Annotated in this window: 20 protein-coding genes, 1 tRNA gene and 1 riboswitch; of the genes, 7 read left to right on the top strand and 14 right to left on the bottom strand. The window is 67.8% G+C overall.

Annotated elements, in window-relative coordinates:
* Positions 1-110: 110 nt before the first annotated feature.
* Positions 111-623, bottom strand: a complete 513-nt coding sequence (locus ABD250_RS07785) for a single-stranded DNA-binding protein (RefSeq protein ID WP_182618278.1) — start codon at positions 621-623, stop codon at positions 111-113.
* A 168-nt stretch (positions 624-791) separates the two neighbouring features.
* Positions 792-2,822: a bifunctional copper resistance protein CopD/cytochrome c oxidase assembly protein gene (locus ABD250_RS07780; RefSeq protein WP_182659081.1), complete on the bottom strand. Its 2,031-nt coding sequence runs from the start codon at positions 2,820-2,822 to the stop codon at positions 792-794.
* 107 nt (positions 2,823-2,929) lie between these two features.
* Here ABD250_RS07780 and ABD250_RS07775 point away from each other — a divergent pair.
* From ABD250_RS07775 to ABD250_RS07765, 3 genes are all read left to right on the top strand, one after another.
* A tRNA-Arg gene (locus ABD250_RS07775) sits at positions 2,930-3,002 on the top strand.
* 145 nt (positions 3,003-3,147) lie between these two features.
* Positions 3,148-3,426: a hypothetical protein gene (locus ABD250_RS07770; RefSeq protein WP_182659082.1), complete on the top strand. Its 279-nt coding sequence runs from the start codon at positions 3,148-3,150 to the stop codon at positions 3,424-3,426.
* Entirely contained in the window at positions 3,423-3,761 is a 339-nt protein-coding gene (locus ABD250_RS07765; RefSeq protein WP_182659083.1) for a hypothetical protein, read from the top strand. The genes ABD250_RS07770 and ABD250_RS07765 overlap by 4 nt, the downstream gene beginning before the upstream one ends.
* Before the next feature lie 397 nt (positions 3,762-4,158).
* On the opposite strand, the gene ABD250_RS07760 is transcribed toward ABD250_RS07765, so the two are convergent.
* The 4 genes from ABD250_RS07760 to ABD250_RS18090 form a co-directional block, all read right to left on the bottom strand.
* A complete protein-coding gene (locus ABD250_RS07760) occupies positions 4,159-4,749 on the bottom strand; it encodes a hypothetical protein (RefSeq protein WP_182659084.1) in 591 nt (196 codons plus the stop codon).
* A gap of 319 nt (positions 4,750-5,068) precedes the next feature.
* A complete protein-coding gene (locus tag ABD250_RS07755; RefSeq protein WP_182659085.1) occupies positions 5,069-5,992 on the bottom strand; it encodes a hypothetical protein in 924 nt (307 codons plus the stop codon).
* Positions 5,989-6,171 carry a hypothetical protein gene (locus tag ABD250_RS07750; RefSeq protein ID WP_182659086.1) on the bottom strand — a complete coding sequence of 61 codons (183 nt, stop codon included), beginning with the start codon at positions 6,169-6,171 and terminating at the stop codon, positions 5,989-5,991. The genes ABD250_RS07755 and ABD250_RS07750 overlap by 4 nt, the downstream gene beginning before the upstream one ends.
* A complete protein-coding gene (locus ABD250_RS18090) occupies positions 6,161-6,385 on the bottom strand; it encodes a helix-turn-helix domain-containing protein (protein WP_422110538.1) in 225 nt (74 codons plus the stop codon). Before ABD250_RS18090 ends, ABD250_RS07750 begins: the two co-directional genes overlap by 11 nt.
* Before the next feature lie 261 nt (positions 6,386-6,646).
* On the opposite strand from ABD250_RS18090, the gene ABD250_RS07745 reads away from it, so the two are divergent.
* Positions 6,647-8,047 carry an IS1380 family transposase gene (locus tag ABD250_RS07745; protein WP_344391591.1) on the top strand — a complete coding sequence of 467 codons (1,401 nt, stop codon included), beginning with the start codon at positions 6,647-6,649 and terminating at the stop codon, positions 8,045-8,047.
* Between the two features lie 155 nt (positions 8,048-8,202).
* On the opposite strand, the gene ABD250_RS07740 is transcribed toward ABD250_RS07745, so the two are convergent.
* From ABD250_RS07740 to ABD250_RS07705, 8 genes are all read right to left on the bottom strand, one after another.
* Positions 8,203-8,379, bottom strand: a complete 177-nt coding sequence (locus tag ABD250_RS07740; RefSeq protein ID WP_182659090.1) for a hypothetical protein — start codon at positions 8,377-8,379, stop codon at positions 8,203-8,205.
* Positions 8,376-8,534: a hypothetical protein gene (locus tag ABD250_RS07735; RefSeq protein WP_182659091.1), complete on the bottom strand. Its 159-nt coding sequence runs from the start codon at positions 8,532-8,534 to the stop codon at positions 8,376-8,378. Before ABD250_RS07735 ends, ABD250_RS07740 begins: the two co-directional genes overlap by 4 nt.
* Positions 8,531-8,803: a WhiB family transcriptional regulator gene (locus tag ABD250_RS07730; protein ID WP_182659092.1), complete on the bottom strand. Its 273-nt coding sequence runs from the start codon at positions 8,801-8,803 to the stop codon at positions 8,531-8,533. The genes ABD250_RS07735 and ABD250_RS07730 overlap by 4 nt, the downstream gene beginning before the upstream one ends.
* Before the next feature lie 14 nt (positions 8,804-8,817).
* Positions 8,818-9,066 carry a hypothetical protein gene (locus ABD250_RS07725; protein ID WP_344391588.1) on the bottom strand — a complete coding sequence of 83 codons (249 nt, stop codon included), beginning with the start codon at positions 9,064-9,066 and terminating at the stop codon, positions 8,818-8,820.
* Positions 9,059-11,125, bottom strand: coding sequence for a bifunctional DNA primase/polymerase (locus ABD250_RS07720; RefSeq protein ID WP_344391586.1), 2,067 nt, complete (start codon positions 11,123-11,125; stop codon positions 9,059-9,061). Before ABD250_RS07720 ends, ABD250_RS07725 begins: the two co-directional genes overlap by 8 nt.
* 262 nt (positions 11,126-11,387) lie before the next feature.
* Complete coding sequence (locus ABD250_RS07715; protein ID WP_182659479.1) at positions 11,388-11,849, bottom strand: HNH endonuclease; 462 nt, start codon at positions 11,847-11,849, stop codon at positions 11,388-11,390.
* Positions 11,846-12,049 (bottom strand): helix-turn-helix domain-containing protein, encoded by a 204-nt coding sequence (locus ABD250_RS07710; RefSeq protein ID WP_182659480.1) that lies wholly within the window; start codon positions 12,047-12,049, stop codon positions 11,846-11,848. Before ABD250_RS07710 ends, ABD250_RS07715 begins: the two co-directional genes overlap by 4 nt.
* Positions 12,050-12,329: 280 nt before the next feature.
* The gene (locus tag ABD250_RS07705) at positions 12,330-13,487 is read right to left on the bottom strand and encodes a tyrosine-type recombinase/integrase (protein WP_182659481.1); all 1,158 of its coding nucleotides are present in this window, start codon (positions 13,485-13,487) and stop codon (positions 12,330-12,332) included.
* Positions 13,488-13,877: 390 nt separating this feature from the next.
* Positions 13,878-13,975, top strand: a riboswitch (TPP riboswitch).
* On the opposite strand from ABD250_RS07705, the gene ABD250_RS07700 reads away from it, so the two are divergent.
* The 3 genes from ABD250_RS07700 (at position 13,958) to ABD250_RS07690 (ending at position 16,625) form a co-directional block, all read left to right on the top strand.
* Positions 13,958-14,797, top strand: coding sequence for an ATP-binding cassette domain-containing protein (locus ABD250_RS07700; protein ID WP_179524879.1), 840 nt, complete (start codon positions 13,958-13,960; stop codon positions 14,795-14,797). It overlaps the preceding riboswitch by 18 nt.
* Entirely contained in the window at positions 14,794-15,573 is a 780-nt protein-coding gene (locus tag ABD250_RS07695; RefSeq protein ID WP_179524878.1) for an ABC transporter permease, read from the top strand. Before ABD250_RS07700 ends, ABD250_RS07695 begins: the two co-directional genes overlap by 4 nt.
* On the top strand, positions 15,570-16,625 hold the full coding sequence (locus ABD250_RS07690) for an ABC transporter substrate-binding protein (protein ID WP_182658462.1): 1,056 nt from the start codon (positions 15,570-15,572) through the stop codon (positions 16,623-16,625). Before ABD250_RS07695 ends, ABD250_RS07690 begins: the two co-directional genes overlap by 4 nt.
* The last annotated feature ends 56 nt before the right edge of the window (positions 16,626-16,681 follow it).

Genomic DNA, 16,681 nt, shown 5'->3' with positions numbered 1-16,681 from the left:
GCGCAAATAGTTCACATCGCCGCGGCTGGACCGCGGGCACGACCCCCATGTTACGTGCCCACCCGCGGCCTCGGTGAGCACGGCGGAGGGCTACCCGCGGCCCTGCCGGTTCAGACCCGGACCGCCTCCGCGAACGCGCTGTCGGTGGCCCGCCCCTCCGGCGCGTCGTCGGCGTCCCGGGAGCCGATCTCCATGACGTCCTCCACGCCGTCCGCGCCCTGCGACTGCCCCGCCCCCTCCCCGTCGGGAGAGATGCCGGGCCCCTCCGGTTGGGCCCTGCGCATGGTCACGTCCATCCGCGACAGGTCCGGGCCCAGGGCGGTCACCCGCATCTCCAGGTCGCGCTGGATCCTGCCGTCCTTCTCGTACTCGTTGGTGAGAAGTCGACCCTGGACGATCACGCCGTCGCCCTTGACCAGTTTCCCCGACGCCCGCTGCGCCAGCCTGCCCCAGCAGTTGGCCGAGAAGTACAGGGTGCCGCCGGTCTTCCACTCCCCGGTGTCGCGGTCCTGGTAGCGGGTGTTGCTGGCCACCCGGAAGGAGAACACCGAGTCCTCTCCGACGCGGCGGGTGGTGGGGTCGGTGATCACGGTTCCGCGGACGGTGGTGTGGGTCTCGTTCATGGTCTCGCTCCTGTCACACTCGGACCGACCGTGCGTCGGCCTCGTGCTCCAGAGCGTGCCCCACCTCGTCGTCGTCGTATCCCGGTCGCACCGCTCGCGGTGCCCGCCCTGTGGAGGGGCGGGAGGGGTGTGGAACGGGGGTCCCGACGACGACGAGGTGGGCGCCTCTCAGGCCCGGCGGTCGGCGCGGGACATCTCACCGAGCATCTCGTTATAGGCCTTGAGCTCGGCGTCGTCGTCACGATCGGCCTGCCGCTCGCCGCGCCGCGCGTCCCGCATGTCGCTCTGGTACCACTGCCAGGCCAGAGCCAACATGACGATGAACAGCGGGATCTCCCCCGCCGCCCACGCGACGCCGCCTCCGACCTGCTGGCTCTGCAGGAGGTCCGGGATCCAGGGGAGCCCGATCCCGCCGTACCAGTTCTCGGCGAGCACGGTCTTGTAGTTCATCAGCATGATGCCGAAGAAGGCGTGGAACGGCAGCGAACTGAGCAGCACCATGAGCTTGTAGAGCGGCGAGAAGTGCCGCGGCGCCGCGTCGACCCCGATGATCACCCAGTAGAACAGGTAACCGCTGATGAGGAAGTGGACGTTCATGAACATGTGGCCCAGGTGCTCGGAGGCCAGAGCCTCGTAGAACCCGCCGAAGTAGATGATGTAGAAACCCGCCACGAATTGCACCGACGCGACGATCGGGTGGGTGAGGAACCGCGAGAGCGGGTTGTTGATGAACTCGACGATCCACTCGCGCGGCCCGGGTGGGTTCCCGCGCCCCGCCGCCGGGAGCGCCCGCAGCGCCAGGGTCAGCGGCCCGCCGAGCGCGAGGAGCACCGGCACGAGCATCGAGATGAGCATGTGCCCCACCATGTGGCTGGCGAAGTCGGCCATCATGTACATCCCCATACCGGAGCTGGTGGTGAGGAACAGCAGGACACAGCCGAGCACCCAGGCCACGGTCCGGCCCACCGGCCAGGAGTCGCCGCGGCGGCGCAGGGTGATCAGGCCCCACACGTAGAGGCTCAGCAGGACGACGGCGGCCAGGCCCAGCACCAGGTCGAAGCGCCACAACCCCAGCACGGTGCCGAAGGAGAACGGGCCGGGGAGCTCGAAACCCAGCAGCGCCTCCTGGCGGGTGGGGACGTAGAGCGGCGCCGGCGGCGGGGTGCGGCCGAGCGAGACCGAGAGCCCCATCGTGCCCGCCATCACCACGGCCTCGACCAGCCCGATCCGCAACAGGGTTCCGCGGTCGACGGGGGCGTTGGCCGATCTGGATTCGATCTTGGCGATGATCCGGCGGCGCATCGCCAGCCCGAACATCGCGAGCAGGACCAGCACCAGCGCCTTGGCCAGCACCAGCAGCCCGTAGGTCGAGGAGAACAGGTCGGCGGGGTGCAGCCGCACGAGCGCGTTGATGATTCCGGAGAACCCGAGCGCGACGATCGCGATGGTGGCCACCACCGAGTAGCGGCGCAGCGCCAGTGCCACGCGGGAGCCGCCCCGCATGGTGTGGGCGAGCACCGCGACCAGCCCACCCACGTAGAACGCCGCGGCGAACAGGTGGATGATCAACGAGTTGGTGGCGATGTCGTGCGCCGTGCTCCCGGAGGCGTGTCCCGTGGCCGCCACCGGCAGCAGCGAGAGCACCGAGACGCCCAGCCAGATCACCGACCAGCGCCAACTCAGGGTGAGCCGTTGACCGATCCCGGCCACCAGTGCGATCACCGCCGCCCACCGCCAGGACGAGGCCACGTCGATCTGGCTGATCGCCACGATCCACTGGTCCGGCGGCAGCGACTCCCAGAGGGTTCGGCCGGAGACGTCCGACAGGGTCAGCGGGATGAGCAGTGCCGCGGCCACCGCCCAGGCGATGTTGGCCCACGAGGAGATCCGCTGCGAGCGGTAGCCGTCCACGTCGAGGGTCTTGTCCTTCTGGGGCGGTGTGAAGAACGCCGCGAACAGGGCCGTCCCCACCGCCACCGCCGCGAGCAACTCGCCCATCGCGCGGACCGCCGGGAGCCCGGCCGTGGTGAGAACGCCCGGGTCCGGGACGCCCACCAGCGCGAGCGCCACCTCGGTGGACATGCCCGAGAGCGGGATCACCACCGCCGCGGCCACCACCGCGAGCAGGATCACCACGGGCACCACGCTGCGGGTCCTGAGCGGTCCGGCGGTGGTGGGTGTCGACTTGGACGACGTCATGGCCACCATCGTATTAACCCGATCGCCCCCGGGCCGATTCGCGGCTGCTGCGCACACCCCCGGATCGGCTACCATTCTTCCGGCGACGCCGGACGCGAGCGTCGCAGGCCTCCGTAGCTCAGTGGATAGAGCATCCGGTTTCTACCCGGCTGGTCAGGGGTTCGAATCCTCTCGGGGGCGCAAGGTTCACGCAGGTCAAGCGGCATTTATGCTGCGCGATTCGCAGGTCGTGCAACTGGCGTACAAGTTGCCTTGTGTTGGTCAATAGAAATGGCCCCGTAGCGCGGGAACGCTCGGGGCCAGCGACCAAGACGAGGTAACCGTCATGGCCAACAGCCAGCATCCCACACCGCCACCGCTCACGGGCGACGACATCACGCATTACCGCCACATCATCGCCGGCGGACCGACCAACACCCGGCAGAAGATCACAGTCGAGGTCGTGTCCCTCGTCGACAACGGCGTGGCAACGCCGCCGATCCTGTCCGTCCTCGGTGAGCTCGACATGAGCCCCGATCAGGCCGTCGAGCTCGCAGACGCGCTCACGAAGGCACGCACAGCCTGGGACACCGCGCACCAGTCGTGGATCGCGGGCCTCCGATGAGCGGCGACCAGTGGTGGACCAACGAGTCCGAGCACACCAACGACCACGGCGAAACCAGCCGGACCAGGTCACGCAGCACCGGCGTCGTCTGGGACGAATACGTCACCCACGACCAGGGCGGCAAGCGCCGCTACCGGGCACAGGTGTGGGTCATGCAGCACGACGACGAGGACGTGCCCACCATCTCCATGTGGACCCACAACGGCACCACGCCGCCGCCGGTCCTGTCCGTCGAGGAGTGCCGAACCCTCGGGTACGCGTTGCTCCAGGCGGCCGAGATGGTCGACCGCGAGCGCGACGCCATGATCCGGCAGATCCTCGACAACACCCCCTGAATCGCTCCCTGAGCCGTTTCCGTCCAACCGTGGCCCTCATTGACCACGGTTGGCGCGGTGATCGCTCAGCGTGCGATCTAGAGGGCGTTTTCAGGACGGTTCCGCCCCAAACCAACCGTCTCCCGTATGCACACCCCAGAACGGGCTGGGGCGCTCCCTGCATGGTCCGGCCGGACGTGCCAGGGGGTCACGACGAAGCTCGCACCTTTCCAGGGCGGGTTACTTGTCGTGCCGTGACGCGATAACGGGAAATGGCTCGTGGGAAATCGTGGGGAGGGGATCAAGACCCCGCCACCCGTAGGGTGTCCATGCCCTAACGGTGACCACCCAGCTCCTGTTACTAACAGCACCTGGACCACGGCGATAAGCACGTCGGTTGCAGCGGTGTCCGCGGACCTCAGGACAGCTCGGAAACTCTGGCCGGAGGACCCTCCCCCGTCCGCACCCAACTGACACCGTCAATCGAGTAGGTCACTGTGACGGGATAGCGCTCACCGAAGTGCCGTACCTCGTCGTCGTCTGCGCACTGATACGGATTCGGCACCCACTTGAGAACCGCAATTCCAGGTACGACCTCCTGGGGCAGTCTGGATGACTTCTGCGTGAGGACCGGGACCTCGACGTCAGTGACCACCACGTTCCCGTTCGTCTCGTTCACACCCGTCACCGCGAAACTCATCGCGTACAGGCCACTACGGCCATGAACGCGCACGTTCACGCTGAAGCGTGACGCCTGATCCTCCTGCGCCCTCAAGCGTCCGGCCCGCTCGAGATCAATTTGTCGGCGCTCATCCCGGAACACGTGCGCGGCCCACAACACCGCCGCAATCGTGCCGATCCCACCAACCCACTGGCCGATCGCACCCACCCAATCGGCAGATGCGCTCCCGGTCACCAGCCAGGAAACAATCCCACCCACGAGGAACCCGCCAACAGCGACAAGACCAAGAATCGCCGCGCCCGGACCCCGCTCACTCGCTCTGCTCATCCGAATAACGTACAACCGCCTCCGAGTCGCGCTAGGAGAAGCCCACGAACCCAACTAAATAAGGAACTCGCTTATAAAGGCGGGTGGGGACAAAGGTCTGCCAACGGCGAGGCCGGGCACCAGAACCGATCCCCAACACTCCGACCAGCACAACACCGAACAACCCTGTGGATATTCGGTGCGGGGAGGGAGGAGCCGTAAGCCGAGGGGTCTGTCCGTGTGCCCTTCGGGGGAGTCACCCCCCAGGGGCCGGTCCGCGTTATGCCACGTCGCGGACCGGCCGGGGTTCCCGCGGTGGCACTTCGCGGGAGTCTGTTGGTTACCGGCTTGGGAACACTGATTGGTAGCCGGCGTTTGCCATGCGGTCGCGCATGCGCATTGATTCCTCGGCTATTTGGTCGAGGTCGTCGGGTAGTTCGCCGGCGTTGCGGTCGAGCTGGCTTGCGGTGGCCAGTGTGAGGCGGTGCTGGTGGCGGTGGGCGCGGTAGAACTCGCGGGTGCGGCCGGGTCGGGTGTCGCCGTTGAAGGCGCCCTGCGGGATGGTTTCCCAGACTTGCGCCCACACCGTTTCGCGGGTGTCGGTGACTGCGGGGCGGATGATCTGGTTGGCTCGCATCTCGTGGACGATTGCGGCGATTGTGTAGACGTCGTCGAGGGCGGTGGCGAGGTCTTCCCATGCTCGGGCGAGTCTGCGGTCTCGCTTGAGCTGGTTGGCTCGTGGTGCCCAGTGGTGGTCCAGTGAGCGGACGCCGGGTGCGTCTCGCCTGGGTTCGGTTCCGAGGATGGAGTCGACTACGTCGGCGTGGGCGGATGCGTTGGCGACGGCCTGCCCGAACGGTGCCGATAGCCATTCGAGGATGGTGGTCTCGTCCTGGTCGCGGACGTGGGGCACGGCGGCGCCGCGGATGTTGATTGCCAGCCGGGAGGCGGGGGTGTGGGCGCCTTCGTTCATCTTGGCCTGGTGTTCGGCCTGGGTGATCTTGGTGACCGCTTCGGTGGGGTCGAGTGCTCCGTCGATGAGGGCGGTGGAGATTGCCTTGTAGGGCTTGTTCTGTTTGGCGTCCCATGCGGCCTTGTCGACTTGGTCGGCGAGGTCGAGGATGCGGCGGGCTTCGGTGAGTCCGTCGCTGGTGAACGGCTCGAGCCCGTAGGTGTCTGCGGCTCGCTCGAACAGGGCGAGCAGGGTCTTGGCGTCGGTGTGGCTCGAGGCGTCCCGGTAGGTGAGGTTCAGGCTGGGGGTCACTTGCCGCCCCCGAACATGCGGCCGCTGATCTTGTCGAGATCGGTCTCGGCGGCGGCGGGGTCGGGCTTGCTCTCTTCGGGGTCCCGGGTCATGGCGACGAATCCCTCGAACTCGGGCTTGCTCATGCTGGCGACGTACTCTTCGACGGCGCGGTGGAGGATTCCGATATCAGCGGACATGTTGTGTCTCCTTGCTGGTGGCGTATTCGTGAACGGTGTCGGGGTCGAACATGAGGGTCTGTCCCACCCGGCGGGCCTCGAGGGTGCCGGCGAGGCGTTGTGCCTGCCTTCTCGAGATTCCCAGCCGGTCGGCTACCTGTCCGGTGGTGAGCCACTGCTCTGAGTGTGGGCGTGGGGCGGGTTCGGGTATGTCCGCTAGGCGTGCGGCGGTCATTGCTTGTGCGGCGGCGTGGTCGAGTGCTGCGAGGACGGGGCCTGGGCGGGTGCCGTTGCGCCGCTTCTCTCGCACGGCTACGGCGACGCACCACCTGAGTGTTGCGAGGCTGTCGCCGTCGACGAGGACCGCGGGGCCTAGCCCCGGTAGTTCACGGGGATCTGAGGATTGCCGGGCGAAAATTGACCGAAGTGCTTCCTGAACAGGGGAAACTGGGACTTGTCGAAGGTTCCATGTCCCCACACAGAAAGCACTCGGTAGGTGAAGCGTACGTCGTGGTCGTCTGGCCTGTCCGTTACTGCTGATGGTGTCGGGGTGATCTCCCACGCCGGAGCCATCGCGCCACGCCTTCTGGCGGATCGAGTGGGGCTGACCGCCGAACTGTCGAAGGCCATGACTCGCAGACGGTTCATCCCGATCCATGACCGTGGCCGGGTGCTGATCGACCTCGCGGTGATGCTCACAGATGGCGGCGAGTCCATCTCCGACATCGGCGTCCTGCGCCACCAATCCGAGGCTCTGGGCCCGGTGGCGTCGGCACCGACGGTGTGGCGCACTCTGGACGAGGTCACCGCCGGCAAGCGCAAGAAGATCCAGGTGGCGCGAGCCCGCACGCGGCGGCATGTGTGGTCCCACCTGCCCGGCGGAGTGCCCGCATCCAAGTGTGCGGGCCGGGACCTGGGAGCCACAATCGTGCTTGATGTGGACGCCACCATCGTGGTCACCCACAGCGAGAAGGAACATGCAGCTCCGACGTACAAGCGCACCTTCGGCTACCACCCGATCGGCGTGTGGTGCGACAACACGACCGAGTTCCTCGCGGCGAGCCTGCGGCCGGGCAACGCCGGGTCGAACACCGCCGCCGACCACATCGACGTCCTGGGCCAGGCGATCGCCCAGGTCCCCGCCAACCATCGACGTGATCTGCTGATCCGCTCCGACGGCGCCGGCGCCTCCCATGACCTGCTGAACTGGGTCACCGAGCAGAACCGCGTCCGTGGTCGACGGGTGGAGTACTCGGTCGGATTCTCCATCACCGCCCCGCTACGCCGGGCCATCGCGACCTGCCCCGAGGAAGCGTGGGGGCCGGCATTGAACCCGTCGGGCGACATCCGCGACGGGGCCGAGGTTGCCGAACTGACCGGATTCCTCGCCCCCGGGCTGCTCGCCAAGTGGCCGGCGGGGATGCGAGTCATCGTCCGCCGCGAACGGCCCCACCCGGGCGCCCAGCTATCGATGTTCGAGGAGATCGACGGGTGGCGCTACCAGGCGTTCGTCACCAACACCGCCACCGGCCAGCTCCAATTCCTCGAGGCCAGGCACCGGGCTCACGCCCGAGTGGAGGACCGGATCCGACACGCCAAAGACACCGGGCTCGGCCGGCTTCCCTCCCGGGAGTTCGCCCTCAACCAGGCGTGGCTGGTGGCGGTGATGCTCGCCGCTGACCTCGTGGCCTGGACTCGGATGCTGGCCTGCACCGGCGACGCCGCAGTCCTGGCCTTGTGCGAGCCCAAGGCGCTGCGCTACCGCTTCCTCCACGCCGCGGCCCGACTGGCCCGCAGCGGCCGACGACGAAAAGTGAAAATCCCCGAAACGTGGCCCTGGGCGATCGCTATCGTCGCCGTGTTCAACACGATCGCCGCGATCCCCAAACCCGCCTGACCTCACCTGCCCGCCCACGACAGCACCACCCGGAGACCCGCCACCGGCAGCGCCAGCCGGCGCTCCCGCACGCCCATAGACGCAATCGCACCCACCGTCACCCGGCAGAAGCCGTCCTCACACTCCATGAATCAGCGGGGCTAGTGGGCGGGCGGTCATGGCGTCACGTCGATTGCGTCGTGGATTGCGTCGGCGAGTTGCCGGGCGATCCGTTCGTTGAGGTACAGGTAGCGGTCTCCGAACTGCAGGCGTACTCCATCGGTGGCGGGTGCGAGTTTCAGTTCGATGGGCTGGTGAGGGACGCGCAGGCGGGCGTAGAAGGTGCCCGTCATGGTGTCTCCTTTACTTCGGCGGCGTCGACCAGGGCGTCTGCGAGCAGTACGGCCTCTCGGTCGGTCATCCGGAATGTCTCGCGGTTCAGCTTCATGACCACTTGGGTGTCGCTGCGGTAGACGTGCGCGGATACGTCGATCTGGGGGCGGATCACTTGGACTCCTTCGAGGGGGTGCGGACTGGTCGGCCGCGGTGGTCGTAGGCGATGCCGGCCCACACGCCGACGCGGTGGTTGGGTCGCATGTTCTGGGCTACGCCGTGGCAGGCGTTGAGAACCGGGCAGGTGCCGCACACCATGCGGGCGAGGTCGACCCGGTCGGCGTAGTCGGGTTGGGTCTCGTCGTCGGCGCGGGGGTCGAACAGGTGGTGCTCTCCGGTGCAGGCGGCGCCCTCGAGGCGGTGGTCGACAATGTCGGCGAGCATATTTGCCAGTGGGTTCACGGCTTGCCCCCGTTCGCGTGGGACTCAACTTCGGCGATGCCGGCGTCGGTGAGCTTGCTGGCGTACACCTTCACCGCGGCCTCGTGGAACAGGTCGAGTGAGTGCTGTGCTTGGGTGAGGTCGTTCATCGTGGCGGAGTGCAGCGACACTCCGGCCCACTCGGTCAGGGTGGCGTCGAGGCGGTCGAGGTCGTCGGAACTCATCTCGTCAGCGACCAGGGGCCACAGTGGTCGGTTGTCACGCATCGGGACAGCCCCCGTCCGGTTCGACCGGTTCGACCGGTTCGTCCGGTTCGCCCAGGGGGGGTAAACCCAAACCGGACGTTGCCGCGTCGAGGGATCGGGCGGTGTATCCGCGGGTGCGGTCGTCGGTCGGCTGGCGCGTGGTGTGCACCTTGTACGCGCTCGAGAGCATCCGCCCCATGCGTTGCACGGTCAGCGCCCGCCCGTATGAGCTTTCAGCGCCCCACACTTCGGGGTGAGCGATGATGAGTCGTCGGACGAGGTCCTCCGATCCCACGAACGATTCCCACGGTTTCCACACCTCGGCGATGTGGTCGATGAGTGCCAGCGCCGGCCGCTTCTGCACGTGACCTTCCTCCCGTTCGGTCTTGAGTTCCTCGGCCTCGGTTGTGGCGAGCTCGTCGACGGTGGCAGGCCAACGGCCCCCGGCGACGGTGGCGATGCGCTTGAGCGGTGACCAGCGTTCGCGGGCGCGGCCCTTGATCCCCTCGGGTAGTGGTGGCCTGTTGACGGCGACCTCGTCGGCGACGACCTCGGCCCACGCTGCGATGCGTGCGGCGAGCTGGTCGGCGTCGTCCTCGATTGCTTCCCAGTCGGATTCCTCGACGGTGTCGTCGTGGTCGCGCATGAGGACCACGCGGATGCACCGGGATCGGGTGTCGTCGGGCAGGTTCGGCGATATGCCGGCCATGAGGACCGGCGAGTATGTCGACATTTCCTGCACTTCCCAGCCGTCCTTGACCGGGACGAGGACCGGGCGGGTTCCGCCCCGCTTGTATCCGGTGTTGATGACGCTGAGTAGGTCACCGACGCCGTCCCGTTTCGGGTCGAGGTTGCGGTCGGCCTCGTCGATCAGCAGGGTGCGGGGTTCGCTGCGGACCATGCGGGCCAGTAGTGCCGCCGACGACAGGGCGGAAGCCTGCGAGGGGGAGAAACACAACCGGGCGAAGTGTTCGACGACGGTGGTCTTGCCGGCCTCGGGCATTGGCGAGTCGAGCAACAGCCGCGGGGTTGTGTAGAGCTGCCCCATGAAGTGCGTGTGCACGGCCCACAAGGCGAGGATGTCGAGGTCACCGGGTGAGGTCGTGCGAACGTATCGGGCGAGCCAGTCGCGGACCTCGTCGAGAATCGGTTCCGTCCGGTCTACAGTGACCCCCTCTATCGAACCGGACGAACCGGTCGAACCGGTCGAACCGGACATATCGGGGGCGGTACCCCTACCGGACGAACCGGACAGACCGGTCGAACCGGACGAACCGGACGTGTCCGGTATGTCGCGGGGCGATTCCATGCCGGCGGTCAGACCGGATCGGATTGTCGCTTGCGCCTCGTGGTCGTCCAGGCCGATTCCCCGCGCCGCGGTGGCGAGCTGATCGGCAACGTCGTTGGGGTCGGCACCGACGGCGACGACGAGGGTTCCCAGGTTGTAGGCGGCCCGGTTGAGTGTGTCGTTGCGGCTGCCTTCTGGGGCGCCCGCTACGGCGTCCAGTTCGGCGGTCAGGGCGGCGGCCCAGTATCGGCCCCCGCGCTCGTCACCGTTGATCCTGGGGGCAACTGCGGGCCTCTCGCGGACCACCGGGCGGCGCACGACGCGGTCGAGTAGGTGGGCAGGTAGGTCTGCCGGTTCAGTGTCGTCCTCGAGGACGTACCGGCCCCCGTCGGGGTGAACACTCGGCGGCATCACCAGGTACCCGCTCGAGGTCTTGACGTCGATCCCCTCGGCCCCGTCCAGCTTGCCGCGTACCCGGTCGGCCAGCCCCTCGGGTAGCCATGCCCAGACGTGCCAGCCGCCCCCGCCGGTCTTGGTCCGGTAGGTGGGCGGGAGGTCTCCCAGCGCGTCGAGGGTGCCACCGTGACGGGGGTCGACGTCGAGGACGACGACACCGGCCGGGGGGCGTGCCGCGATGTTCGCATCCGGTGTTGCGGTCCACCATGCGCGGATCTGGTCGGCGTCGGCGGTTGCGTCATCTTTGCCGTGGGCGGTTGCCGGCCGCTTCGTGCGAGGGACGAGGGGGAACACCTCGAGTCCGTCGGCCGCGTACTTGAGTGCGTGCTCGAGCATGGTCACTGGATCACCGCCGTCGGCGTGAGGGTGACCAGGACTAGGTGCGCATACTTACCCCGGTCGCGGGCACGGTTCACGGCCCGCTCAGCGGATGCCAACGTCAAGAACAACCTTCGCCGGTATCGGCCTTCTCCCGTTTCGACCAGGACGGCGTACCCGGCCGCGGCGGCCAGCGCACTGTCGTGGCGCGGGGTAGAATCGTCAGCAGTCGGATGGTTTGGGGCGCCCTCGTTCACAGCGGGGGCGCTTCTCTTTTCGCTCACTTCGACGCACCCCCGGCAGCGTGAATCATGGCGAGCATGGCGGCATGACGGTCCCGGTCCTCACCGTGGCGGTGTACCTGGTCCACGTAAGACACCAGCGAATCCAGCAACGTTTCGTCACTGACGGCCGCGTGAACGGCGTCGGCGTCGTCGACGAGTCCCGCCGTGAGATCGAGCAGGATTGCCTCGCGTGTCGGTGGCGGCCATGCGGCACCGCGACCAGCTCGAGCAGCGGCCCACTCTTCAGGCGTGAGGTCAGACTTGTCCCGGTTACAGCGGTAGCAGGCGGCGACCAGATTCTCGAGATCGTCGGAACCGCCGCGTGACCACGGGATGACGTGGTCAACCTCGGAGGGGAAAGCGGTTCCGCAGTAGTGGCAGCATCCATCGAGGATGTTGTCACGCTGGGCGGGCGTGAATCCCTCGCGGCGCATGGCGCGTGTTGCGGTGGAGATCATGCGACCTCACCCCGCTTAGCGGCAGCGAGAGGGCGCAGCATGGCGTCGATCTCGTCTAGATCGACACGCAACATGCGGGGGCCGAACCGGTAGCCGGTGATCCGGCCCTCAGAGATCCACCGGCGGATCGTCTGGTGGTGAACGTCGTAGATGGTTGCGGCCTCAGATATGGCCGAATAGCGCTTGTTTGGCGCAGACACAAGAACTCCCGAATGGCTGGGAACACGAGCGATTGCGGGCCACGTCTGTCTGTGGCAGGCAATGCTCGGTGTTCAGCCACCCGGGTGGGCTGGAACGCCGTTCGACCGGCTTACTTACCTCGGGATCCCCTCTCGGGGTGATCCGACTAGTTGGCCTCCAGGGCCACTATTCGAGGTTCCACTTCGCCTTTGGTCTAGCGATCATGTTCGATTGTGGTGCTCACTCATGCGAACACAGTTGTGAGTATGCATGACGATTGGCGCGGAGTCTAGTGGAACGCTATTTTTCTGACATCATCTTCGACATCTTGGCGGCGATCTCGGCATCACGGCCAGCCGCGGCGTGCTGGTAACGCATGGACATGGCCGGCGTGGTGTGGCCCAACCTCGACATGAGTTCCTTGGTTGTGGCACCGGCGCGGGCAGCGAGCACGGCGCCCTGGTGCCGTAGATCGTGGAACCTTAGTCCCGGCCGTTCGATGGACTCGGCAGCGGCCTTGAACGTGCGGCGTAGCGTCCACTCGTCGAGTACCCCTTCGGCCTTGCCAGTGAACAACAGCGAGTCACGGCCCCTGCCGACGTGCCGCTCGAGATGGTCCAGCACGGCGGGCACGATGTGCGGCGGCACCGTCACGTCACGCACCCCGGCGTCGGTCTTCGGGGTCGAGAACACCGGCTTGGACCGTATGAACGTGACACCGCGGCGCACGTAAACCTCGGTGCCGTCCGGTGCCACGTCCCGGCGGCGTAGTGCGAGCACTTCCCCGCGCCGTAGGCCACACCATGCGGCCAGCAGCACCACGAGGCGTATCTCGTCGGGCATGGCGGCGGCGAGGCGTTCCAGGTCGCCGGCCGGTAGCACCTCGATCTCGTGGACACGCTTGGTCTGGGACGCCCCGCGGATGCGGCACGGATTGGCCTCGATGAGCCCATCGTCGACGGCGGTTCCCAGGATGGTCCGCAGTAGCGCGTAACAGTGGGCGTTGCGGGTGGCCCCACTCCGGTCCCGGCCACCGTTCGGCGCGGACGGGGTGGCGACGAGGGCGGCGTGCCACTTGCGGACAACGGCCGGGGTGATCGCGGTCAGGTCGAGGTCTCCCAGTTCGGGAAGGATGCGCGTCTCGAGCTTGGACCGGTACGCGGTCCTGGTGGACGGTTTCAGGTTGCGTTCGTCGAGCCAGGTTCGGGCGTAGTCGGCCAGCAGTACGGCCGGGGCCTCTTCCTGCGCCTTGGCCCGCTCGGCGGGCGGGGTCCATACGTCGAGGTCGACAAGTCGCCGTTCGTGGGCGCACCATGCGGCGGCGTCGTCGTGGGCGTGGAACGTGGCCGGCGCTAAGTGTTTGGCCCCGTCTGGGCCTACGTAGTGGGCCTGGTAGCGGCCCGACGGTAGTTTGCGGATCGCTCCGAACCCTCGTCTGGTGCCTCGCTTGTTGCCCATCGTGGCCCCTCTCGTGCGACTCGCATGCAAGACCTATCCGGTCTCGTGCTAACTCATGCTATCGTATGCGCAAGAGGCGATAACGTCTCTGACCAGCACAATCGACTATCGCAGCAGGTCACGGCAGGTAAACCGGAACGGTTCACGAAGGGTTCGAATCCTCTCGGGGGCGCACAGCCCAAAGCATGTGTCCGGCACGGCGACCGGCTTCCGTCCGGTTCGCCCGCCGCGTGGTCACTCCTGATCACGTTCTCCCAGGTGGGGTGTTCCGAAATCCCTCCGATGTGACCACTCGCTGAGAGGGCACGTCGTTCGCGGCCGCCGACGGGCCTCCCATCACGGAATCGGCCGGTGATACGTTTCATGTTCGGCCCGATTGACGCAATCGGCGCCGATGACACGGGGTGCCCCTACCGAACGGGGCTGAGATCACACCCGCTGAACCTGAACTCGTTCACACGAGCGGAGGGATGTCACATGCACTGGTGCACGCTGTGGTGAGCCGTCCGGGAACCACGGCGGTGTCTCTCGAGGACCTGGGACACACCTATCCGGGCGCGCGCCGCGCGGTGCTCGCGGACCTCACCCTCTCCGTTCCGGTGGGCGAACACATCGCCGTCGTCGGGCGCAGCGGATGTGGCAAGTCGACGCTGCTGTCGCTGATCGCCGGCCTCGCCGAGCCGACGACGGGGTCCGCCCTCGTCCTCGACGAGAGTCAGCCCGAGCGACGGCTCGAGTCCTGCGCGCTGATGCCCCAGGGCGACAGCCTGTTGCCCTGGCTGACCCTGCTCGACAACGTCGCGATCAGTCTCCGTAACCAACGGGTGGGCCGGCGCGCGGCCCGCACCGAGGCCCAGTCCTTGCTGGACCGCCTGGGTCTGGGCGTCTGGTCCGGGGCCCGTCCCGCGGCACTCAGCGCGGGGATGCGCCAGCGCGGCGCACTCGCGCGCGCCCTGCTGGCGCGCAAACCCGTGCTGCTGGCCGACGAGCCGCTCGGCGCGCTCGACGCGATCACCCGCGCCGACGTCCAACAGTGGCTGCGCGAGACCCTCACCGGGACCTCGGCCACGCTCGTCATGGTCACCCACGACGTCGATGAGGCGCTGCTCCTCGCCGAACGTGTGGTCCTGCTGGCACGGTACGAGGCCGACGCCCCGGCGCGTGTGGTCTCCACCTGGCCGGGATGGTTCGGCGACGACCGCCCCCGCGAGGTCCTCCTCGGCGACGAGGCGTTCGCCGCAGCCCGCCGGGAAGTACTCCAGGCACTGGCCCGGGAATCGCATCTGGCCGAAGGCGGAACCGCCCGATGACCGTGCGATTCCTCCGGTCCGCTGCTCCCGCCTGCGTCACGGTCCTGCTGGTGCTCGCCGCCTGGATCACGGTCACCGCGCTCGAGCTGGTGCCGGACTACGTGATCCCCGCGCCCCTCGCCGTGCTCGACTCGCTCGTGAGCACCTGGCCCGACCGGCTCGGTTCCGCCACGCTGCTCACCGCCACCGAGACTCTCATCGGGGTGGTCCTCGGGGTGGTCGTCGCGCTGGTCGTGGTGATCATCAGCGCCTTCGTACCCACCGTCGGGCAGGCCATGACCCCCCTGCTGGTCGCCTCCCAGGCCATCCCGGTCATCGTGATCGGCCCGCTGCTGACGATCTCCCTGGGCTACGGGATGGCACCGAAGGTCATCGTTGTCGCCCTGCTGTGTTTCTTCCCCGTCGCGCTCAACCTTCTCTCCGGTGTCCGCACGGTCGACACCAGGTTGATCGACACGCTGCGGAGCCTGCACGCCACCAGGTGGTCGCTCTTCTGGCGGGTGCGTCTGCCCTACGCCGCCCCACGCGGTTTCGCGGGACTGCGCGTCTCGGTCACCTTCGCCCCGGTCGCCGCGGTCTTCGCCGAGTACACGGGCTCGACCAACGGCCTGGGCTACCTCATGCTCCAGGCCATCCCCCGGCTCCAGACCGATTTCGTCTTTGCCCAGGTGGTCGTGCTGACGATCATGTCCAGCGTCCTGCTGGCCAGCGTGACCATCCTCGAACGCCTCATCTGCCCTTGGAACACTCCCACCGGGGAAAGGAACCCATCATGACTCACCCACGACCCACGAAGACCCCACGCCAGGCCCGCACGAGGCCCGGGGTGCGCATGCTCGCGATCGCGGCCGCTGCCGCGGTGGCTCTGACCGGTTGTCAGGCGGCCCCGGACGACGCCGAGCCGGACGCGACCGCCGCCGCACCGGTCAGCGTCCTGCTCGACTGGAGCCCCAATCCCGACCATGTGGCCCTGTACACCGCGCAGCAGACCGGCGCCTACGACGACGCCGGCGTCGACGTGACGTTCATGACGCCCGCCAACACGGCCGACGCCGCGCGGGAGGTGTCCCTGGGACGTGCGGACCTGGCCATCTCGTATGAGCCCGACACCCTCATCGCCGCGGAGCAGGGCCTCGACGTGGTCTCGGTCGCCGCCCTGATACCCACGTCGCTGACCTCGCTGATCGCCAGGACGGAGTCCGGGATCACCACCGCAGCCGACCTGGAGGGCAAGACCGTGGGGCTGTCGGGTCTGGCCTCCCAGCAGCCGACCCTCGACTTCATCGCCCGGGAGGCAGGGATCGACCCGGGCTCGATTTCCGCCCCCAACGTGCAGCAGAGCCTCAACCAGGCGCTCCTGACCGACCAGGTGGACGCGATCTTCGGGGCCTTCCGCAACATCGAGGGGGTCGAACTCACCGCTCAGGGCGATTTCGTGGTGATGCCGGCCACGGAGCTCGGAGTTCCGGACTACGCGGAGCTGGTGATCATCGCCAACCCGAGCCGCCTCGTCGAGGACGCCGACTACGCCGAGCGCGTGCGGGCCTTCCTCGCCGGCACCGCGGCCGGCCAGGCCACGGCTCTGGACGACCGCCGGGTCGCCATCGACTCCCTCACCCCCGAGACCGAGGGTTCCTACGACCCGGACGTGCTGGAGCTGATGATCGACGCCACCCTCGCGCTGCTGCCCGAGGACGGTTTCGGCCGGCAGTCGGCCGAGGACTGGGCGGCGTACGCGACGTGGATGTACCAGAACGGACTGCTGGAGACCGAGATCGACGGCGCCACCGCCACGACCGACGACTACCTGCCCGGAGCCGACGGCTAGAACCCCGCCCGGCACGAGGTTGGGCGGAAGACCCCGCAGGAGAGGGCGCGGGTGAG

Source organism: Dietzia cercidiphylli, assembly GCF_039531545.1.
Taxonomy (GTDB): domain Bacteria; phylum Actinomycetota; class Actinomycetes; order Mycobacteriales; family Mycobacteriaceae; genus Dietzia; species Dietzia natronolimnaea.
The sequence above is the reverse complement of the archived record's forward strand: the minus strand, read 5'-3'. Positions and strand labels throughout refer to the sequence as shown.

Coding starts and splice junctions, on each gene's coding strand:
- ABD250_RS07785 (WP_182618278.1), bottom strand. CDS start 623: ATGAACGAGACCCACACCACCGTCCGCGGAACCGTGATCACCGACCCC.
- ABD250_RS07780 (WP_182659081.1), bottom strand. CDS start 2,822: ATGACGTCGTCCAAGTCGACACCCACCACCGCCGGACCGCTCAGGACC.
- ABD250_RS07770 (WP_182659082.1), top strand. CDS start 3,148: ATGGCCAACAGCCAGCATCCCACACCGCCACCGCTCACGGGCGACGAC.
- ABD250_RS07765 (WP_182659083.1), top strand. CDS start 3,423: ATGAGCGGCGACCAGTGGTGGACCAACGAGTCCGAGCACACCAACGAC.
- ABD250_RS07760 (WP_182659084.1), bottom strand. CDS start 4,749: ATGAGCAGAGCGAGTGAGCGGGGTCCGGGCGCGGCGATTCTTGGTCTT.
- ABD250_RS07750 (WP_182659086.1), bottom strand. CDS start 6,171: ATGTCCGCTGATATCGGAATCCTCCACCGCGCCGTCGAAGAGTACGTC.
- ABD250_RS18090 (WP_422110538.1), bottom strand. CDS start 6,385: ATGACCGCCGCACGCCTAGCGGACATACCCGAACCCGCCCCACGCCCA.
- ABD250_RS07740 (WP_182659090.1), bottom strand. CDS start 8,379: ATGACGGGCACCTTCTACGCCCGCCTGCGCGTCCCTCACCAGCCCATC.
- ABD250_RS07730 (WP_182659092.1), bottom strand. CDS start 8,803: ATGCTCGCCGACATTGTCGACCACCGCCTCGAGGGCGCCGCCTGCACC.
- ABD250_RS07725 (WP_344391588.1), bottom strand. CDS start 9,066: ATGCGTGACAACCGACCACTGTGGCCCCTGGTCGCTGACGAGATGAGT.
- ABD250_RS07720 (WP_344391586.1), bottom strand. CDS start 11,125: ATGCTCGAGCACGCACTCAAGTACGCGGCCGACGGACTCGAGGTGTTC.
- ABD250_RS07715 (WP_182659479.1), bottom strand. CDS start 11,849: ATGATCTCCACCGCAACACGCGCCATGCGCCGCGAGGGATTCACGCCC.
- ABD250_RS07705 (WP_182659481.1), bottom strand. CDS start 13,487: ATGGGCAACAAGCGAGGCACCAGACGAGGGTTCGGAGCGATCCGCAAA.
- ABD250_RS07700 (WP_179524879.1), top strand. CDS start 13,958: ATGTCACATGCACTGGTGCACGCTGTGGTGAGCCGTCCGGGAACCACG.
- ABD250_RS07695 (WP_179524878.1), top strand. CDS start 14,794: ATGACCGTGCGATTCCTCCGGTCCGCTGCTCCCGCCTGCGTCACGGTC.
- ABD250_RS07690 (WP_182658462.1), top strand. CDS start 15,570: ATGACTCACCCACGACCCACGAAGACCCCACGCCAGGCCCGCACGAGG.